The sequence below is a fragment of the Marinobacter sp. 3-2 genome (assembly GCF_003751355.1).
Classification (GTDB): domain Bacteria; phylum Pseudomonadota; class Gammaproteobacteria; order Pseudomonadales; family Oleiphilaceae; genus Marinobacter; species Marinobacter adhaerens.
The window spans coordinates 1-17856 of the sequence record NZ_RJUQ01000019.1; the positions used below are offsets into that span (position 1 = coordinate 1).

A 17856-nucleotide genomic window follows, 5' to 3' on the forward strand; every position below is an offset into this window, starting at 1 on the left:
CCTGATATTTCATATCCGAAATACCTCGGCCAGCGCCCACACGAATTACTTGGTCAACTTTTTAAAGAGCGTTTGAGCTGTTGCTCAATCAAGGCCGCGTATTCTACATCGTAGCGCCACCTTGTCAACCGTTAATCCGAAGAATTTTAAAGCTCATTTTCTTCAGCACTTTCAAACGGTTACTTCTGCCTGGAAAACCGCTGTAAGTGGCTTGTCCCTCAGAAGTGGTGCGCATTCTACAGGCGTCAGGAAAACTGTCAACGAGGTTTTTGAATTAATTTATAGCGGTATCGGTTTCCACGTACCCGCCTGATCATTCAGTGATCAGATCGTCTTCTTTTTACTCAAAATCAGCCTCTGACAAACGGAATCAGAGCGCGACTCCCGTTCCATTTCCAGCGAAGCGCCAGCAGAACTGCGACTATCAGGCCGTACACCACCATTTCTCCAACGTCACTGCGGGACTGCCAGATGAAATGAACCCATGCCGCTATCGCAATCGGGTACACCAGCTTATGCAAGCCTTTCCATTGCCGGCCCATCCGCCTCATCATCCCCTTTGTTGAGGTTAACGCCAGTGGCACAAGCATAAGGAAAGACACCGCCCCCGCCAGGATATATGGCCGCTTGGTGAACGTGGCCCATAGATCGCTCCAGCCAAGAATGAACTGCAGAAACGCCAATACATGCAACACCGCATAAAAGAACGCAAACAGGCCAAGCATCCGGCGGACCCGAATCCACGCTCCCCACCCTGTCCAACGCTTGAGCGGTGTCATGCATAAGGTAGCAATCAATAACTGAAATGCCGCGATGCCCAGCGACTCTGTTACTTCTTGCCCGGGATCCGGGCCGAGGGACTGGCTGGCAATGCTGGCAATCAGCACCAACAGGGGAACGCTGGCGAGCAGCGCTACCAGCAGGCGAAACGCCAGCACAAACCCCGGTTGGTTCAGCACACGCTTCTCATTCATCAATAGAACTTGCTCAAATCCATGCCCTTGTACAGATCGGCAACCTGTTCTTCATAGCCATTGAACTTGACGGTTTCCATGTAGTTGGGAGAGAGCAAGCCAGAGGGCAGCCTGCGCTCCCGCTTCTGGCTCCACCTCGGATGGTCGACTTCAGGGTTCACGTTGGCATAGAAGCCATACTCCTGGGGCGCAAGCATTTCCCAGGTAGTCTTGGGGCGCTCCTCCTGAAAGCGAATCTTGACGATCGACTTGATGCTCTTGAAACCGTACTTCCAGGGCACGACCAGCCGGATAGGCGCGCCATTCTGATTTGGCATGGTCTTGCCGTAGAGCCCAACAGCCAGGAAGCTTAACTCGTTCATTGCCTCGTCCATGCGAAGACCTTCCTGATAAGGCCAGTCGATAGTGCTGAACAGCGAGCGCTGACCTCGCATCTGGTCCGGATCATAGAGGGTCTCGAAATAGACGTACTTCGCCCTGGAAGTCGGTTCGAGCCGCTTGAGAATGTCGGCCAAGGGGATCCCGATCCAGGGAATCACCATCGACCAGGCCTCGACACAACGAAGCCGATACACCCGTTCCTGATACTCGTGAGGTTTCAGCAGATCTTCCAACGCATACTCACCGGGCCGATCACATTCGCCTTCAACAACCACGGACCAGGGATCAACGGTCATCTCATCGGCGTACTTCGCCGGATCCCCTTTTCCAGTGCCGAACTCGTAAAAGTTGTTGTAACGGGTTACGTCCTCAAAAGGGGTTTTTTCCTCGTCGGTGGAAAAGCCGGGCATCGGAACAAAATCCAGCGCTTCTCCCGGGACAGGAAGCTTCGCTGCCGACAACAGACCGGGCACTGAAAGGCCAGCGGCCACAGCCAGGGTGCCGGACATAAATTGACGTCGGTTCAGGTAAACAGACTCGGGCGTAACTTCAGAATGAGGCAAAGCCCAGGAAGGGCGTTTCTTGATGAGCATGGAAAGTCTCCGTCGGGGCATCAGCCAGCAAAGGCGTTGACCGGAGACTGTCTTGAAAATTCCCGGACCTCACTGAGGAGGCCCGGAAGGGGTGCTCAGTCAGCGGCGCCTGGAGCTTTCCGTGGCTTGCCACGGAAAAGCGCACGAACAGGGCCGGACAACGCGTATATCAGAAATCCAGTAAACAATACGGTTGCAGGATCCAGCGCGATCACTACGAAAACCAGCACCACAAGCAGAATGGCGGCAAACGGTACACGGCCACGCAGGTCCAGATCCTTGAAACTGCGGTACAGAATATTACTCACCATCAAAACACCGGCACCTCCGACCACAAACATGGTCAACAAGGTGAGCCAGGTAGACGGTTCGAAAAGATGGAAACACCAGACCAGGCCCGCGACACAGGCAGCCGCAGCCGGACTCGGCAAGCCGACAAAGAACTTCTTATCGACCGAGCCAATCTGGGTATTGAACCGTGCCAGGCGCAAAGCGGCGCCAGCCACGTAGATAAAGGTGATAGCCCAACCAACCTTGTCGAAGGCGTTCAGTGACCAGAAAAAGGCTACCAGCCCGGGAGCGACGCCGAAGGCCACCATGTCGGCCAGACTGTCGTACTCCTCACCGAATTTACTCTGGGTATTGGTCATCCGGGCGACCCGGCCGTCGAGACCGTCCAGAATCATCGACACAAAAATAGCGATGGCGGCATTGTCAAAGACGCCGTTGGCGGCAGAAACAATGGCGTAAAAACCTGAGAACAGCGAAGCGGTTGTGAGCGCATTGGGAAGCAGGTATATCCCCTTGCGGCGCACGGGCGCACCTCCTACCAGCTCTTCTTCAACCACTTCCCCGGCCTCGACTTCATAGTCCGGGTTCTGCTTGCCGTCGGCGGATTTTCTTTCTTCAGTCATTCCCATTACTCCGGAAAGCGTTTGGGCGGAGTATATACGAAAAACGCGGCCACCCGGGCCGCGTTTTTCAAAACCAGGCGGAATTCCGCTTAGTTTTTGTCCTTATCCACGATCTTGTTCGCGGAGATCCAGGGCATCATGCCGCGCAGTTTTTCACCAACCACTTCGATTTCGTGGGCAGCGTTCTGGCGACGACGCGCCGTCATGGACGGATAATTCAGAGCGCCTTCAGAGATAAACATCTTGGCGTACTCGCCGCTCTGGATGCGCTTCAGTGCGTTACGCATCGCTTCACGGGACTGCTCGTTGATGATTTCGGGACCGGTCACATACTCGCCATACTCCGCGTTGTTGGAGATGGAGTAGTTCATGTTGGCTATACCGCCCTCGTACATCAGATCGACGATCAACTTCAGCTCGTGCAGACACTCGAAGTACGCCATTTCCGGCTCGTAACCGCCTTCCACGAGCGTTTCGAACGCCGCTTTAACCAGCTCCACGGTACCACCACAGAGAACGGCCTGCTCACCGAACAGATCGGTTTCGGTCTCATCCTTGAACGTGGTTTCGATGATGCCGGTACGGCCGCCACCGATACCGCTGGCGTAGGACAGAGCCAGATTCTTGGCGTTGCCGGAGGAATCCTGGAAGATAGCGATCAGGTCGGGAATACCACCGCCGTTGGCGAACTCGGTGCGCACGGTGTGGCCCGGTGCCTTGGGAGCAATCATGATGACGTCCAGATCCTTACGCGGAACGATCTGGTTGTAGTGGATAGCAAAGCCGTGGGCGAACGCCAGGGTGGCGCCTTGCTGCAGATTCGGCTCGATTTCCGCCTTGTACAGCTGGGCCTGGTATTCGTCCGGAGTCAGGACCATGACAACGTCGGCGGCGGCAACGGCAGACGGCACGTCGCTGGTCTTCAGACCATAGGCTTCCGCCTTGGCGATGGAAGAAGAACCCGGGCGCAGGCCCACGGTCACGTCAACGCCGGACTCTTTCAGGTTGCACGCGTGAGCGTGGCCCTGGGAGCCGAAACCAATGATGGCAACTTTCTTGCCCTGGATGATGGAAAGATCGCAATCCTTATCGTAGTAAACCTGCATGAGAAACCTCTGTTATTTGTGATGGCCCCGAAGAGCCATATTGTTCAAACCCTGTTTGAAATCGTTAAAGGCTGAGCACCTTCTCGCCCCGGGCGATACCGGATACACCGCTGCGCACCACTTCCAGTACGCCCGACGTGCCAACAGCCTGAATAAAGCCGTCCAGCTTTTCGCTGTCACCTGCCAACTGAACCGTGTAAACGGAACTGGTCACATCCACGATCTGGCCGCGGAAAATGTCTACCGTACGCTTGATCTCAGCACGCTGGGAACCCGTGGCTTTCAGCTTGACCAGCATCAGTTCGCGTTCGATATGGGCGCCTTCGGTGAGATCCACCAGCTTGACGACTTCAATCAGCTTGTTCAGTTGTTTGGTGATCTGTTCGATCACCTTGTCAGAACCCGTGGTGGTCACCGTCAGACGGGACAACGTCTCGTCCTCGGTTGGCGCCACGGTGAGTGTTTCGATGTTGTAATTGCGCTGGGAAAACAGACCCACCACCCGCGACAGGGCGCCAGGTTCGTTTTCAAGCAAAACAGAAATGATTCGACGCATGATCAGACCCTCTCCGTCTTGCTGAGCCACATATCTTTCATGGAACCCCGGGCAACCTGCATCGGATACACGTGCTCAAAGCGATCCACGTAGATATCCACGAATACCAGCTCGTCTTTCATGGCCAGCACTTCTTTTAGCTTGGTCTCCAGGTCCTCCTTCTTCTCAATCCGGACACCCTTGTGGCCGTAGGCTTCCGCCAGCTTGATGAAGTCGGGCAGGGACTCCATGTAGGACTCGGCATGGCGGGACTCGTAGTTCATGTCCTGCCATTGCTTGACCATACCCAGAGCCTGGTTATTCAGATTAATGATCTTAACCGGCAGGTTGTACTGCTTGCAGGTCGACAGCTCCTGGATGTTCATCTGGATACTGCCCTCACCGGTAATGCACAGCACTTCGTCGTCCGGATGGGTCAGTTTTACCCCCATGGCCGCCGGCAGGCCGAAGCCCATGGTGCCGAGACCACCGGAATTGATCCAGCGGTTGGGCTTATCGAACTTGTAGTACTGGGCCGCGAACATCTGATGCTGACCAACATCGGAAGTCACGAAGGCTTCGCCGTTGGTCAAGCGACACAGCATTTCGATGACTTCCTGGGGCTTGATCACATCCGGGCTGGTCTCATAGCGCATGCCATGGAATGCTCGCCACTCGTCGATCTGCTTCCACCAGGAAGCAATTGCGTCCGCGTCCGGCTTTTCCTTGGCTTCCTTCACCAGCGACAGCATTTCCTTGAGCACAGCGTCAACCGGGCCAACGATGGGCACATCGGCATCCACGGTTTTGGAAATCGAGGCCGGGTCGATGTCGATATGGATGATGCGCGCGCCCGGACAGAACTTCTCGGTAGCATTGGTCACCCGATCATCAAAACGGGCTCCCACGCAGAGAATGAGATCCGAGTGGTGCATGGCCATGTTGGCTTCGTACGTGCCGTGCATGCCAAGCCAGCCCAGGTGCTGTTTATCGCTGGCCGGGTAACAACCAATGCCCATCAGGGTATTGGTGATCGGATAGCCCAGCAGCCGTACCAACTCAGTCAGCTGATCCGATGCCTTGCCCAGAACAACCCCACCGCCTGCGTAGATAATTGGGCGCTTCGCCGCCAGCATCATGTCGACCGCTTTCTTGATCTGACCGGCATGGCCGCGAATAGCGGGGTTGTAGGAGCGCAGTTTGACCTTCTTGGGATAGGCGTACTCGTAACGCTCGTTCGGCGTGGTCATATCCTTGGGAATATCCACGACCACAGGACCGGGGCGACCGGTCGCGGCAATATAATACGCCTTACGGATAATCTCCGGGATTTCCTCGGGATGACGGACACTGAGATTGTGCTTAACCACCGGACGGGAGACACCCATCATATCGGTTTCCTGGAACGCGTCCTCGCCGATGAGGGTGGACGCAACCTGGCCGCACAGAACCACCATGGGGATGGAATCCATGAATGCGGTGGCAATGCCAGTGATGGTGTTGGTGGCTCCAGGACCCGAGGTCACCAGTACGGTACCTGGTTTTCCGGTCGCGCGGGCATAACCGTCGGCCATGTGGACCGCCGCCTGCTCGTGCCTTACCAGAATGTGCTTGACTTTGTCCTGCCTGAACAGCGCATCATAAATATGAAGGGCTGCACCACCCGGATAGCCGTATATGTATTCGATGCCTTCATCTTGAAGGGACCGGATCAGCATATCGGCGCCAGACAATAACTCCACGATTTTCTACCCTCTTCTACGAGTGAATGAGCCGGGAAGGCTCCCGGTTGCCTGGATTCACGGTGTCCATGCTTCTTTTGAAAGCGGAACCGGCTGCTCCTCCACACCTTGTTAAGAGGTTGTCTCCTGGCCAGCCGCCCTCCTGAGGGTTGCGGAGAACGGCCAATCAACGGGTTGCACGTAAGCAACAACCATCCCGCGACGGATGCGCGGCGCGTTCAGTGTGGTAATTGATGGGGGATACTCGCTCGGGATTGCCTGCCGTATTGACCCCAGTCTTCAGGCAATCGGTAATTCTGACAGCGCGAAACTCCCTGTCAATAGCCGCTGCAGGTTTCTGTGCCTATACTGGCCGAAGGTCTGCCATGCTTGGAACAAATCCGATACAAAGATTTGAACCAGACAGAAGAAAATCCGCCATAGCGATGGCATGATAGGCAACATTGAGATTAAAAAAACGGGCCCGGTCTATCCAGGTTGTCTGCCTGCCCGGGAGCAGTGAACATACGCGAGTTGAGCCATGAACAGAAAAATCCTGACGCTGACCTTATTGCTGGCCGTTGTACCAGGTGTCGCCACGAGCGCCTCTGTCTATAAATGGACCGATGAAAACGGAGTTACCCACTTTGGCGACCGACAACCCACGGGCTCGAAGGCCGAGCGGGTCAATGTGCGTTCCGGCACTTCTACCGATGCTTCTGGCAACCGGCAAAGCCCTCAGGAGCGTCTGCAGAATATGCAGGAACAGCAGAACGAGCAGGCGGAACAGCGCCAGGAAACGGCAGTTGAGGAGGCCCGCAGAAAACAGCGTGAGGCGAACTGCGCGACCGCACGCTCCAACCTGGACGTGATTGACCGTAACGCACGAATCCGCATTGAAGAAAATGGCGAGCAACGCTACCTCAGCCCAGAGGAAATTGCCGAAAAGCGGGCAGAATTTGAGCGGATTGCGGAAGAGAACTGCGGACCGGAAGAACAGTAAGACGAAAAAAAGGGGTCAGATGAAAGCTTTCATCTGACCCCGGTTTCAAGTTCAAGCTTTGGCGAATGCCAGGTGGTGGTCCTCCACCGTACCCTTGATGACATCACCCGGCACAAACTCTCCCTGTAGCAAACGCTGAGCCAGCGGATTCTCGATCATTCGCTGAATAGCCCGCTTCAAAGGCCGCGCGCCATATACCGGGTCGTAGCCGACTTCGGCCAGCAACTCCATCGCAGCGTCATCCAGCTCCAGCTTCATATCCTGTTCTTTAAGGCGCTTGCTCAGAGACTCGATCTGAATCCGGGCAATGCCCTGGATCTGACTCTCCGCCAGCGGGTGGAACACCACCACTTCATCCACGCGGTTGATGAACTCGGGGCGGAAATGAGTGCCGACGACTTCCATGACGGCATTCTTCATGACCTCGTAGTTCTCCTCGCCGGCCTTCTGCTGGATGATGTCCGAGCCGAGGTTTGAGGTCATGACAATGACCGTGTTCCGGAAGTCGACGGTCCTGCCCTGCCCGTCCGTCAGGCGACCATCCTCAAGTACCTGCAGAAGTATGTTGAACACATCCGGATGGGCTTTTTCCACCTCATCCAGCAACAAGACGGAATACGGCCGGCGGCGAACCGCTTCGGTCAGGTAGCCACCTTCCTCGTAGCCGACATAGCCCGGAGGCGCACCAATCAGGCGGGCCACGGAATGCTTCTCCATGAACTCGGACATATCGATGCGCACCATGGCTTCCTCGGTATCAAACAGGAAGGACGCCAGGGCCTTGCACAGCTCGGTTTTACCCACGCCGGTCGGGCCAAGGAACAGGAACGAACCGTTGGGGCGATTGGGATCGGACAACCCCGCCCGCGAACGGCGCACGGCGTTGGACACAGCTTCAACCGCCTCATCCTGGCCGATAACCCGACCATGGAGCGCTTCTTCCATGCGCATCAGCTTTTCCCGCTCCCCTTCGAGCATCTTGGACACCGGGATGCCGGTCCACTTCGAGACAATCTCGGCGATCTCCTCGTCGGTTACCCGGTTGCGAAGCAGCTTCATTTCCATCATTTCTGCCTGGCTGGCCATATCCAGCTGGCGCTCAAGCTCAGGAATCTGCCCGTACTGGAGCTCGGACATCTTGCCGAGATCACCGGCACGACGGGCATTCTCCAGATCGATGCGAGCCTGCTCCAGACGGCTCTTGATCTTCTGGGAACCATGCAGCGCGGCCTTTTCGGTATTCCAGACTTCTTCCAGATCGGCGTATTCGCGCTCGACACCGGTGATCACGTCAGACAGCTCCGACAGGCGCTTTTTCGAGGCAGCATCGGTCTCTTTCTTCAGAGCCTCACGCTCGATTTTCAGCTGAATCAGGCGACGCTCAAGGCGATCCAGCGCCTCCGGCTTCGAATCCATTTCCATACGAATCTGGGAAGCCGCCTCATCTACCAGATCAATGGCCTTGTCCGGCAGCTGACGGTCGGCAATGTAACGATGCGACAGTTTGGCGGCGGCGATAATGGCGCCATCTGTCACCTCAACCCCGTGGTGAACTTCATAACGCTCTTTCAGGCCCCGCAGGATGGCGATGGTATCTTCCTCACTGGGTTCGCTGACCAGTACTTTCTGGAAGCGACGCTCAAGAGCCGCGTCCTTCTCGATATTTTCACGGTATTCGTCCAGGGTGGTCGCGCCCACGCAGTGCAGCTCGCCACGAGCGAGCGCCGGCTTGAGCATATTACCCGCATCCATGGAGCCTTCGGCCTTGCCGGCACCAACCATGGTGTGAATCTCGTCAATGAACAGGATGATCTGACCTTCCTGCTTGGACAGTTCGTTCAGAACAGCTTTCAGGCGTTCTTCAAACTCACCCCGGAACTTAGCGCCGGCAATAAGGGCACCCATATCGAGTGACAGGACTTTCTTGTCCTTGAGGCCATCGGGCACCTCGCCGTTGACGATACGCTGGGCCAACCCTTCGACGATGGCGGTTTTACCAACGCCGGGCTCACCGATGAGGACCGGGTTGTTCTTCCGGCGACGCTGCAATACCTGGATGGTGCGGCGAATTTCATCATCGCGGCCGATCACCGGGTCCAGCTTGCCGGCCTCCGCTCGCTCGGTAAGGTCGATGGTGTATTTGGAAAGAGCCTGACGGTTTTCTTCGGCACTGGCGTCGTTGACGGCTTCGCCGCCGCGAACGTCGTCAATGGCCTTTTCGAGGGCAGCTTTATCAACGCCCTGCTCCCTGAGCACCCGGCCCAGTGTACCCCGGTCTTCCAGGGCGGCCAGCAACATGAGCTCACTGGAGATGTACTGGTCTTTGCGTTTCTGGGCGAGCTTGTCGGCAATGTTGAACAGCCGGCCCATGTCATTGGACATGGAGACGTCGCCGGCCGATCCCTGCACTTCCGGCAGGTTTTCGATTTCCCGGGCGATCGCCTGGCGAATGCGTCCGGGCTCTGCGCCGGCCTGCTTGAGCAGCGGCTTGATCGCGCTGCCTTCCTGATCAAGCAGTGCCTGCATCAGGTGCACCGGCTCAATGAAGTTGTGATCTTTTCCGACCGCGATGGACTGTGCGTCCGCGAGGGCGGTCTGCAACTTGCTGGTCAGCTTGTCGATTCTCATGTGTACTTTCCCCAAATTTCTGCGAATACCGTGGTGCCTTGGGTGGCGGATATTCGATTGCTTTGACAGTTAATGTAGGGGCAAGTAGAGGGACTTCAAGCGGGGCGGCGGTGTATTCGTCAGAAAATTGACGGCCGTCATTTTGAGATTGGGACTTGGGTGCAGGTCTGGTGCAGGACTACTTTCCAGAACACGCCGTGAATACATCCCTGTAGGCTTGGCTGCAGCATCCATGCTGCAGACAGTTCTGGAAAGTAGCCCTGCACCAGCCCCCGAAATTCTCGATTACAACCAGAGCCAAACAATAAAAGACAATAAAAGACAATAATAGTCAGTCTGTTAGACAGATTAACGTTGCCATCCGCCCGGTCCGGCCATCCCTGCGGTAAGAAAAAAACCGATCTGAATCCTGAACGGTACACAGGCCACCGCCAGTCACGCTGGAAACACCGAGATGATTCAGCCGCAAAGTGGCAAGTGCATAGATATCTGCCATGAAATGACCCGGCTGAGCGCCTCCCGCTCTGAAGGCGTGGACCGCTTTGGGATCATGGTCAAGGAAGGCTTCACGCACTTCCGGGCCGACCTCGAAGCTGTCCGGACCGATGGCCGGGCCGAGCCAGGCTTGCAGGGTTTCGGGCGCAACCGCCATCTCGCTCACCAGATTCTCGATAACACCACCACACAGGCTTCGCCAGCCACAGTGGGCGGCGCCAACAACTGTTCCTTCGCGATCGGCAAGGATAACGGGCAGGCAGTCAGCAGTGAGAATGGCGCAGGCGATGCCCGGATGACGGGTGTAGCTGGCGTCAGCCTCGGCCGTTTGTCCGACGTTGTTCGGCGTTAGCTCAACGACCGCGGCACCGTGTACCTGGTTGAGCCAACCAATACGGGCGCTATCCAGCTTCAAGGACTCGGCGAGTCTTCGCCGATTCTCTTGCACGTGTTCAGGATTGTCTTCGACATGAACACCGAGGTTTAGGCTTTTCCATGGCTGAGCGCTGACACCGCCGACGCGGGTTGTGCTGATGGCCCGCACTCTATCGGGCGCAGGCCAGTCCGGTTTGAGGGCATCACCTTCAATAGTCACGGGTTTCCAGTTCCCGGGCGTGTTTGCGGAGAGCTTCGATCAAGGCAACCATATCCTCAGGCAGGGGAACCTCCCAGGTCATGATTTCACCGGTTTCCGGGTGTTCCAGGGTGAGCTGCCGGGCATGGAGAGCCTGGCGGTTGAACGCCGAGAGGGCCTCTCGAAGCTCGTCAGTGGTTCCCTTGGGCAGTCTCAGCCGACCTCCATAGAGCGGATCTCCGACCAGCGGGTGTTTTACATGGGCCATATGAACCCGGATCTGATGGGTTCGGCCGCTTTCCAGTTTGCAGCGGACGTGAGTGTGGGCGGCAAAACGTTCCACCAGGCGATAATGGGTGACCGCCGGTTTGCCGGAGGCGACGACCGCCATTTTCTTGCGCTCCCGAGGATGCCGGCCGATGGGCGCATCAACCGTTGCGCCGCCGGTGAGGGTGCCAACGACGACGGCCTCGTACTCACGACCCATGGTTCGGGTTTGCAGCTGATCGACCAGGGACGTATGCGCAATCAGACTACGAGCCACGACCATAATGCCCGAGGTGTCTTTGTCGAGGCGGTGTACGATACCCGCCCTCGGCAGATTCTCGACCTCAGGTGCGTAGTTCAGCAGGGCATTGACCAGGGTTCCATCGGCATGGCCGGCGGCCGGGTGCACCACCAGGCCCGCGGGCTTGTTGATGACCAGCAAGTGCTCGTCCTCATAGACGATATCGAGCGAGATTTCCTCGGCCTGCCAGCTCACCTGAGCTTCCGGCTCGGCATCCAGCGCCAGGCGATCGTCCAGCATCACTTTGTCCCGAGGTTTTCGCACCTCGCCATTTACTGTTAGCGCGCCGCTTTTGATCCAGGATTGCAGGCGGGAACGGGAGTGTTCGGGCATCAGCTCTGCTGCGGCCTGATCCAGGCGCCTGTCGCTCAATTCCGGCGGCACAACGAAGTTGGCGAGGATTCGTTTTTCAGATGACATTAAGCCCCCAGGGCCTGTGTGTGTTACGTTTCGGTCAGATTATTGGAAACAGCGGGGCATTGCTCTGCACATGGCGTCACTTCCCCGCTACAATGACTGCCCTTGAATCAATCGACATTATACGGGATTCCGGAATGAGATCAGGTCTTCGTTTGCTCCTACTTTCCACACTGGTTGTTCTGGTCAGTGCCTGCGCCTCCAACAAGCAGGAGGAAGTGCTTCCGGAGAAGACCTATTACGAGAACGCACGCGAGGCCATGACCTCTGGAAACTTCAATGAGGCAGAGCAGAACCTGGACGCCCTGGAAACCTATTACCCCTTCGGTCGCTACGCAGAGCAGGCCCAGCTTGACCTGATCTATGCCCGCTACCAGAACCTCGACCTCGAGGGCTCCCGTGCGGCCGCCGACCGGTTCCTGCGTCTTAACCCTCAAAGCGACCATGCAGACTACGCACTCTACATGCGCGGCCTGGCCTCCTATAACCTCGATATCGGCCTTGCGGCCCGCTATTTCCCGATTGATGTCGCGGCTCGGGATCCCGGTGAGCAGTTGCAGTCTTTCCGCGATTTTTCTGAACTTCTGAACCGCTATCCGGACAGCCAGTACGTCGCGGATGCCCGCCAGCGAATGATCGCGGTGCGCAATCGCATGGCCGAACTGGAACTCTACGCGGCCCGCTACTATGTGAAACGCCAGGCCTATGTCGCAGCCAACAACCGGGCAAGATACATCATCGAGAATTACCCGACAGCGACGGTCACCGAAGAGGCCCTGATTATCCTCGCGGAAACCTTCCGCTTCCTCGAACTGAGAAAAGGATCGCAGGATGCCATTGCCATGCTGCGCACCAACTTTCCGGAGAGTGACGCCTTCAATGCCGACGGCGAGTTTGATGTGGACCTGCTGAAGGGCGAAAACCGGTCACTGACGAACGTCGTAACCTTTGGTTTGATGGGCGACGAATAAAGTCTGAAATCGGGGCCAGGTGGTAATGCCATCTGACCCCAAACTCCCGCGTCTACTTCCCGCTTTTCCAGCCATTTGTGATCGGATAGCGCCGGTCTTTCCCAAACCCGCGCTCCGTAATACGGACGCCGATCGGTGCCTGCCTGCGTTTATACTCGTTGATATCTACAAGGCGAATAACCCGCTCAACGTCGACTCGCTCGAAACCTTCCGCAACGATCGCATCGGCACTGAAATCCCGCTCTACATACAGATTCAGGATCTGATCGAGCACGTCATAACCGGGCAGGCTGTCCTCGTCTTTCTGATCCGGCGCCAGCTCTGCCGAGGGTGGACGGGTGATCACCCGCTCGGGGATCACTTCGCCCTCCGAAAGCGTGTTGCGGTATTTGGCCAGACGGAACACCAGGGTTTTGGGCACATCCTTGAGAACGTCAAAGCCGCCCGCCATATCGCCATAGAGCGTTGAATAGCCCACTGCCATCTCGCTCTTGTTTCCGGTGGTCAGCACCAGGGAACCGAACTTGTTGGACAGGGACATCAACAAGACGCCACGCAGTCGCGCCTGCAGGTTTTCCTCGGTTGTATCCGGCGTAGTGCCCTCAAAAGGCCCGGCCAGAGTTTCCATAAAGGCGTCGTACATGGGCTCAATCGAGAACACGTCGTACTGCACGCCCAGGGCAACGGCCTCCGCTTCGGCATCCTCAAGGCTCATGCTGGAGGTGTAGCGAAACGGCATCATCACCGCGCGTACCCGATCCTTGCCCAGTGCATCGACGGCAACCGCCAGAGTCACTGCCGAGTCGATACCGCCTGAAAGCCCGAGAACCACCGATTTGAATCCGTTCTTGTTGACGTAATCCCGTACACCGGTCACCAGGGCGCGGTAGACATTGGCCTCCAGCGTCGGCTCTTCCGGCAAAGCCTGGGATACCGGCTGACAGTGGTGCTCGCACAGAAAGTCGACCGCATATAATCCTTCACCAAACTGAGGGGCCTCTGCAGTCAGCACACCGGAATGGTCAAACACCATGGAGCCACCGTCAAAAACCAGCTCGTCCTGACCGCCCACCAGATTCACATAAACGATACTGACCAGATTCTCCCGTGACTTCCGCTCAAGCAACGCCTTCCTGCGTGCCTGTTTATCGATATCGTAGGGCGAGGCATTGAGGTTCAGGATAAGACGGGCGCCTGCAGCGGCGCTGTCCTCCACAGGCCCCTCCTTCCATAAATCCTCACACACAGTAATTCCCACCGGAACGCCCCGGATATCCAGAGTCAGGACATCCCGGCCCTCGGCAAAATAACGCTTCTCGTCAAAGACCTGATAGTTGGGCGGGAAACGCTTGAAATACCGACCGGTAATTTCGCCGGCGTCTATGACCACCGCCGCGTTATACAGCAGCGCGCCATGGCGAAGGGGAGCACCGATAACGATCACCGGATCCAGCCTTTCCGCCTGCAGCCTTTCCAGCGCCTCATTAACGCGAACTTCCATGCTGGGCCGCAAGAGCAAATCTTCAGGTGGATAGCCAGTCAGGCAAAGCTCCGGGAACACCACCACGTCCGCCTGATGCTCGGACGATGCCCGGCGGGCTGCGTCCAGAACTAGCTCGGTATTGCCAGGAATATCGCCTACCAGAAAATCCAATTGGGCCATCACCACCCGCAATTTTCTTGGAGACTCCCCGGACGCTGCCTGGTTTCCGGACACGGACATAAATCGGCTCCTGTAACTCATTGCCATGAAAAGGCTATTATAACCCCGCATAGGCGTGGATTTCTTCCGAACAACAGCGGATTCCTGTAAATCATGGCAGCAGATACACCAGTACGATCGGCCGAAGCGCTCGGCCCGGCCCCTTCGACACCGTCCGGAATCCAACAGGCCAAGCTGTTCAGGATCTACAACCACTACCGACTAGTGGTGAGCCTGATGCTGGTGGCACTGCTATTCGTGGATCCCGTCAACTTTGATATGCGCTTCCGACTGCTGGATTATTATCAGGCCGGCGTTTCCGCCTACCTCGGCCTGAACGCGTTTATTGCGTTGCTTCTGATCGCCGGATTTCACCCCAGCCAGCGCCACATAACACTTTCAATCCTGCTGGACATTCTGATCATGCATGGCCTGTTGCTCGCCAGCACAGGCATTACCAACGGCCTTGCCAACCTTGTGATTGTTTCGGTGGCCGCGGGCAACATTCTGACGCCAAGCCGCATGGGAACCTTCTATGCAGCGCTGGCAGCCATCTGCTCCCTCGGGATCTCAGGATGGGCAGTTCTGACCCTCGGAGAGTCGGCTGACGATATTGTTCGAGCCGGTTCACTGGGTATCCTCTACTTTGCAGCCGCTTTCGTCCTGCAAAGCATCTCCCGGCGAATGATGCGCAGCGAGGCATTGGCTACCAGCCGCGCCCGGAGCATCGCTGAACTTGAGAAAATCAACCAGCAGATCATTCAACGCATGCGCACCGGCATTCTGGTGCTCGACCGTTTCGGCCAGATCCGCCTTGCCAACGCCGCCGCCGAAGAGCTTTTATACGGCGCCCCAAAAGTCTCGGCACCGATTCACGAGCGAGCGACCGTTTTGCCAAAGCCACTCAAACAGGGCCTGGACGCATGGCTGAAGGACCCGACACAGCGCATCGAACCCTTTCAACCCTCACCCACCTCGCCGCTATTGCAGGCCAACTTTACTCAGTTGGACCAGGAGCGAGGCGACCAGATCCTTGTATTCATCGAAGATATGAGCAAAGTCACCCAGCAGGCCCAGCAAATGAAGCTGGCATCGCTGGGCCGACTCACGGCCGGCATTGCCCATGAAATCCGCAATCCGCTGGGGGCGATCAGCCACGCGGCCCAGCTCATGGAGGAATCTCCTAACCTCGACCCCGGTGATCATCAGATGCTCGGGATCATCCGGCGCCATTCGCGGCGGGTGAATGGCATCATCGAGAACGTGCTTGATCTTTCCAGGCGTCGAGCTGCCAACGCAGATCTGATCGAAGTTGCTCCATGGCTACAGGAATTCAAAGAAGACTTTCTGCAAACGCAGAATGAAGGCCGCGCTGAGGCCGAAATCATTCTTAAAATCGATCCCCAACTGCCATCTGCGAGATTCGACAAGAGCCAGATTGAACAGGTCATGGTGAATCTTTGCGACAACGGGCTACGCTACAGTGAACAGCACTCGGGGCAGCGAAGAATCGGCATCCATGCGGGGGCAACTGAGGACGGAGAGCGAACCTATATTGATGTCCGCGACCAGGGCCCTGGCATTGCACCCGAGCACAGAAATTCTGTGTTCGAACCCTTTTTCACCACAGACAAGACCGGAACCGGGCTCGGGCTTTATCTGGCCCGGGAACTGTGCGAGGCTAATCAGGCCCATCTTTCGCTGGTAGAAGATAACAAACCCGGCTGCTGTTTTCGCATTACATTTGCTCATCCGGGGCGGATGATCTGAACCGGCGCCGGCGGATATCGGGCGCTTGAACAACGACATGGAACCGACGACACAAGATGACCAAATACACAGCGCTGATCGTTGATGATGAACCGGACATCCGGGAGTTACTTGAGATCACCCTCACCCGGATGGGCATAACAACCCTCACGGCCCCCGACCTCACCAGCGCCCGGAAATTGCTGGAACAGGACACCACCCACCTCTGCCTGACCGACATGAACCTGCCAGACGGTAATGGCATTGAACTGGTCCAGTGGATTCAGAAACACTCTCCGGCCACGCCTGTTGCGGTGATCACAGCGTACGGCAACATGGACACCGCGATTGAATCGCTCAAAGCCGGGGCTTTTGATTTCGTGTCCAAACCGGTGGAGCTGCCCCGACTAAGGGAACTGGTCAATAGCGCCCTCAAACTCGCTGAGCCCAAGGCAGACGCGGAAGATACAGCCGACGAGCCAGGCCTGCTACTCGGCAAATCACCAGAGATTCGAAAACTCCGGAACCAGACCCGAAAACTGGCCCGAAGCCAGGCCCCCGTGTTTATCAGTGGCGAATCTGGCAGTGGTAAAGAGCTGGTGGCCCGAATGATCCACCTCCAGGGGCCCCGTCGCGAAGGCCCATTCATTGCAGTCAACTGCGGTGCGATACCCTCGGAACTCATGGAAAGCGAATTCTTTGGCCACAAAAAAGGCAGCTTTACCGGGGCCGTGGAGAACAAAGACGGTCTGTTCCGCTCTGCAAACGGCGGCACACTGTTTCTTGATGAAGTGGCAGACCTGCCCCTGGCCATGCAGGTGAAACTACTCCGTGCCATACAGGAAAAAGCCGTGCGGCCAGTCGGGGATACCAAGGAAGTGCCCGTCGACATTCGGGTACTGAGCGCCACCCACAAGAACCTGCCGGACCTGGTTCAGGAGGGCAGTTTCCGCCAGGATCTTTTCTACCGGATTAACGTGATCGAACTGGCAGTACCCCCCCTGAGAGAGCGGCCCGACGACATCCCCCTACTCGCAAACCATATTCTTGAACGGATCGCGAAGGAGTACGAGTGTGATCCTGCCTCGTTAACGGCAGCGGCGGTCGAGCGGCTGTGCGGCTATGAATTCCCTGGCAACGTTCGAGAACTGGAGAATGTATTGGAACGAGCGTTTACCTTGTGCGACGCCGACCAGATAGATGCGGATGATCTTCATCTGGGTAATGGAGTACAGCATGCGGCCTCAGCAACCCAGATTATCGCCGAAGGACAGGCTGGCGAGGGAGAGGGCGTTGCTGTGCCTGATGGAGAAATCGATCTGGAGGGATACCTGGAGAAGATAGAACGACAGGCGATTGAGAAAGCGCTTGAGGCGACGAGGTGGAACAAGACGGCGGCTGCGAAACGACTGGGAATCAGTTTTCGGGCGCTTCGGTATCGGTTGAAGAAGTTGGGGATGGAGTGACCCGGTCACATTTACGGAATCAAAGAATCTGATATGGTTTGCAGGGCAGAAAATGGAAC

The 17856-nt window shown here is 56.8% G+C and carries 14 protein-coding genes; 4 read left to right on the plus strand and 10 right to left on the minus strand.

From position 1 onward, the window contains the following. Window positions 1–350: 350 nt before the first annotated feature. The 6 genes from EDB94_RS18780 to EDB94_RS18805 form a co-directional block, all read right to left on the minus strand. A complete protein-coding gene (locus EDB94_RS18780) occupies window positions 351–974 on the minus strand; it encodes a sulfite oxidase heme-binding subunit YedZ (RefSeq protein ID WP_108019222.1) in 624 nt (207 codons plus the stop codon). Next, window positions 974–1948 carry a protein-methionine-sulfoxide reductase catalytic subunit MsrP gene (msrP, locus tag EDB94_RS18785; RefSeq protein WP_108019223.1) on the minus strand — a complete coding sequence of 325 codons (975 nt, stop codon included), beginning with the start codon at window positions 1946–1948 and terminating at the stop codon, window positions 974–976. The genes EDB94_RS18780 and msrP overlap by 1 nt, the downstream gene beginning before the upstream one ends. A 95-nt stretch (window positions 1949–2043) precedes the next feature. After that, window positions 2044–2862 carry a CDP-diacylglycerol--serine O-phosphatidyltransferase gene (pssA, locus tag EDB94_RS18790; protein ID WP_041644958.1) on the minus strand — a complete coding sequence of 273 codons (819 nt, stop codon included), beginning with the start codon at window positions 2860–2862 and terminating at the stop codon, window positions 2044–2046. A gap of 89 nt (window positions 2863–2951) precedes the next feature. Further along, on the minus strand, window positions 2952–3968 hold the full coding sequence (gene ilvC / locus EDB94_RS18795; protein ID WP_008170689.1) for a ketol-acid reductoisomerase: 1017 nt from the start codon (window positions 3966–3968) through the stop codon (window positions 2952–2954). 64 nt (window positions 3969–4032) lie between these two features. Further along, entirely contained in the window at window positions 4033–4524 is a 492-nt protein-coding gene (gene ilvN / locus EDB94_RS18800) for an acetolactate synthase small subunit (protein WP_008170692.1), read from the minus strand. A 2-nt stretch (window positions 4525–4526) separates the two neighbouring features. Continuing rightward, window positions 4527–6245, minus strand: coding sequence for an acetolactate synthase 3 large subunit (locus tag EDB94_RS18805; protein WP_008170695.1), 1719 nt, complete (start codon window positions 6243–6245; stop codon window positions 4527–4529). 520 nt (window positions 6246–6765) lie between these two features. Here EDB94_RS18805 and EDB94_RS18810 point away from each other — a divergent pair. Further along, a complete protein-coding gene (locus tag EDB94_RS18810; protein WP_104271781.1) occupies window positions 6766–7227 on the plus strand; it encodes a DUF4124 domain-containing protein in 462 nt (153 codons plus the stop codon). 51 nt (window positions 7228–7278) lie between these two features. Here the strand turns inward: EDB94_RS18810 and clpB are convergent, their stop codons facing one another. The 3 genes from clpB to rluD form a co-directional block, all read right to left on the minus strand. After that, window positions 7279–9855, minus strand: coding sequence for an ATP-dependent chaperone ClpB (clpB, locus tag EDB94_RS18815; protein WP_108019224.1), 2577 nt, complete (start codon window positions 9853–9855; stop codon window positions 7279–7281). A 331-nt stretch (window positions 9856–10186) separates the two neighbouring features. Continuing rightward, window positions 10187–10945, minus strand: coding sequence for a peptidoglycan editing factor PgeF (gene pgeF / locus EDB94_RS18820; RefSeq protein WP_108019225.1), 759 nt, complete (start codon window positions 10943–10945; stop codon window positions 10187–10189). After that, window positions 10935–11912 carry a 23S rRNA pseudouridine(1911/1915/1917) synthase RluD gene (gene rluD, locus EDB94_RS18825; RefSeq protein ID WP_108019226.1) on the minus strand — a complete coding sequence of 326 codons (978 nt, stop codon included), beginning with the start codon at window positions 11910–11912 and terminating at the stop codon, window positions 10935–10937. The genes pgeF and rluD overlap by 11 nt, the downstream gene beginning before the upstream one ends. A 134-nt stretch (window positions 11913–12046) precedes the next feature. On the opposite strand from rluD, the gene EDB94_RS18830 reads away from it, so the two are divergent. Next, window positions 12047–12880 (plus strand): outer membrane protein assembly factor BamD, encoded by an 834-nt coding sequence (locus EDB94_RS18830; protein WP_041644956.1) that lies wholly within the window; start codon window positions 12047–12049, stop codon window positions 12878–12880. A gap of 52 nt (window positions 12881–12932) precedes the next feature. Here the strand turns inward: EDB94_RS18830 and EDB94_RS18835 are convergent, their stop codons facing one another. After that, window positions 12933–14603, minus strand: coding sequence for an NAD+ synthase (locus tag EDB94_RS18835; protein WP_108019227.1), 1671 nt, complete (start codon window positions 14601–14603; stop codon window positions 12933–12935). A 93-nt stretch (window positions 14604–14696) separates the two neighbouring features. Between EDB94_RS18835 and EDB94_RS18840 the strand changes: the two genes are divergently transcribed. Further along, entirely contained in the window at window positions 14697–16352 is a 1656-nt protein-coding gene (locus EDB94_RS18840; RefSeq protein WP_108019228.1) for a PAS domain-containing sensor histidine kinase, read from the plus strand. 56 nt (window positions 16353–16408) lie between these two features. After that, window positions 16409–17797, plus strand: coding sequence for a sigma-54 dependent transcriptional regulator (locus tag EDB94_RS18845; RefSeq protein ID WP_108019229.1), 1389 nt, complete (start codon window positions 16409–16411; stop codon window positions 17795–17797). The last annotated feature ends 59 nt before the right edge of the window (window positions 17798–17856 follow it).

Excerpts from the sequence above, each read along its gene's own strand:
- ilvC (WP_008170689.1), bottom strand. The coding sequence starts at position 3,968 with ATGCAGGTTTACTACGATAAGGATTGCGATCTTTCCATCATCCAGGGC.
- msrP (WP_108019223.1), bottom strand. The coding sequence starts at position 1,948 with ATGCTCATCAAGAAACGCCCTTCCTGGGCTTTGCCTCATTCTGAAGTT.
- EDB94_RS18810 (WP_104271781.1), top strand. The coding sequence starts at position 6,766 with ATGAACAGAAAAATCCTGACGCTGACCTTATTGCTGGCCGTTGTACCA.
- EDB94_RS18780 (WP_108019222.1), bottom strand. The coding sequence starts at position 974 with ATGAATGAGAAGCGTGTGCTGAACCAACCGGGGTTTGTGCTGGCGTTT.
- EDB94_RS18845 (WP_108019229.1), top strand. The coding sequence starts at position 16,409 with ATGACCAAATACACAGCGCTGATCGTTGATGATGAACCGGACATCCGG.
- EDB94_RS18840 (WP_108019228.1), top strand. The coding sequence starts at position 14,697 with ATGGCAGCAGATACACCAGTACGATCGGCCGAAGCGCTCGGCCCGGCC.
- ilvN (WP_008170692.1), bottom strand. The coding sequence starts at position 4,524 with ATGCGTCGAATCATTTCTGTTTTGCTTGAAAACGAACCTGGCGCCCTG.
- rluD (WP_108019226.1), bottom strand. The coding sequence starts at position 11,912 with ATGTCATCTGAAAAACGAATCCTCGCCAACTTCGTTGTGCCGCCGGAA.
- clpB (WP_108019224.1), bottom strand. The coding sequence starts at position 9,855 with ATGAGAATCGACAAGCTGACCAGCAAGTTGCAGACCGCCCTCGCGGAC.
- pssA (WP_041644958.1), bottom strand. The coding sequence starts at position 2,862 with ATGACTGAAGAAAGAAAATCCGCCGACGGCAAGCAGAACCCGGACTAT.
- EDB94_RS18830 (WP_041644956.1), top strand. The coding sequence starts at position 12,047 with ATGAGATCAGGTCTTCGTTTGCTCCTACTTTCCACACTGGTTGTTCTG.
- EDB94_RS18835 (WP_108019227.1), bottom strand. The coding sequence starts at position 14,603 with ATGTCCGTGTCCGGAAACCAGGCAGCGTCCGGGGAGTCTCCAAGAAAA.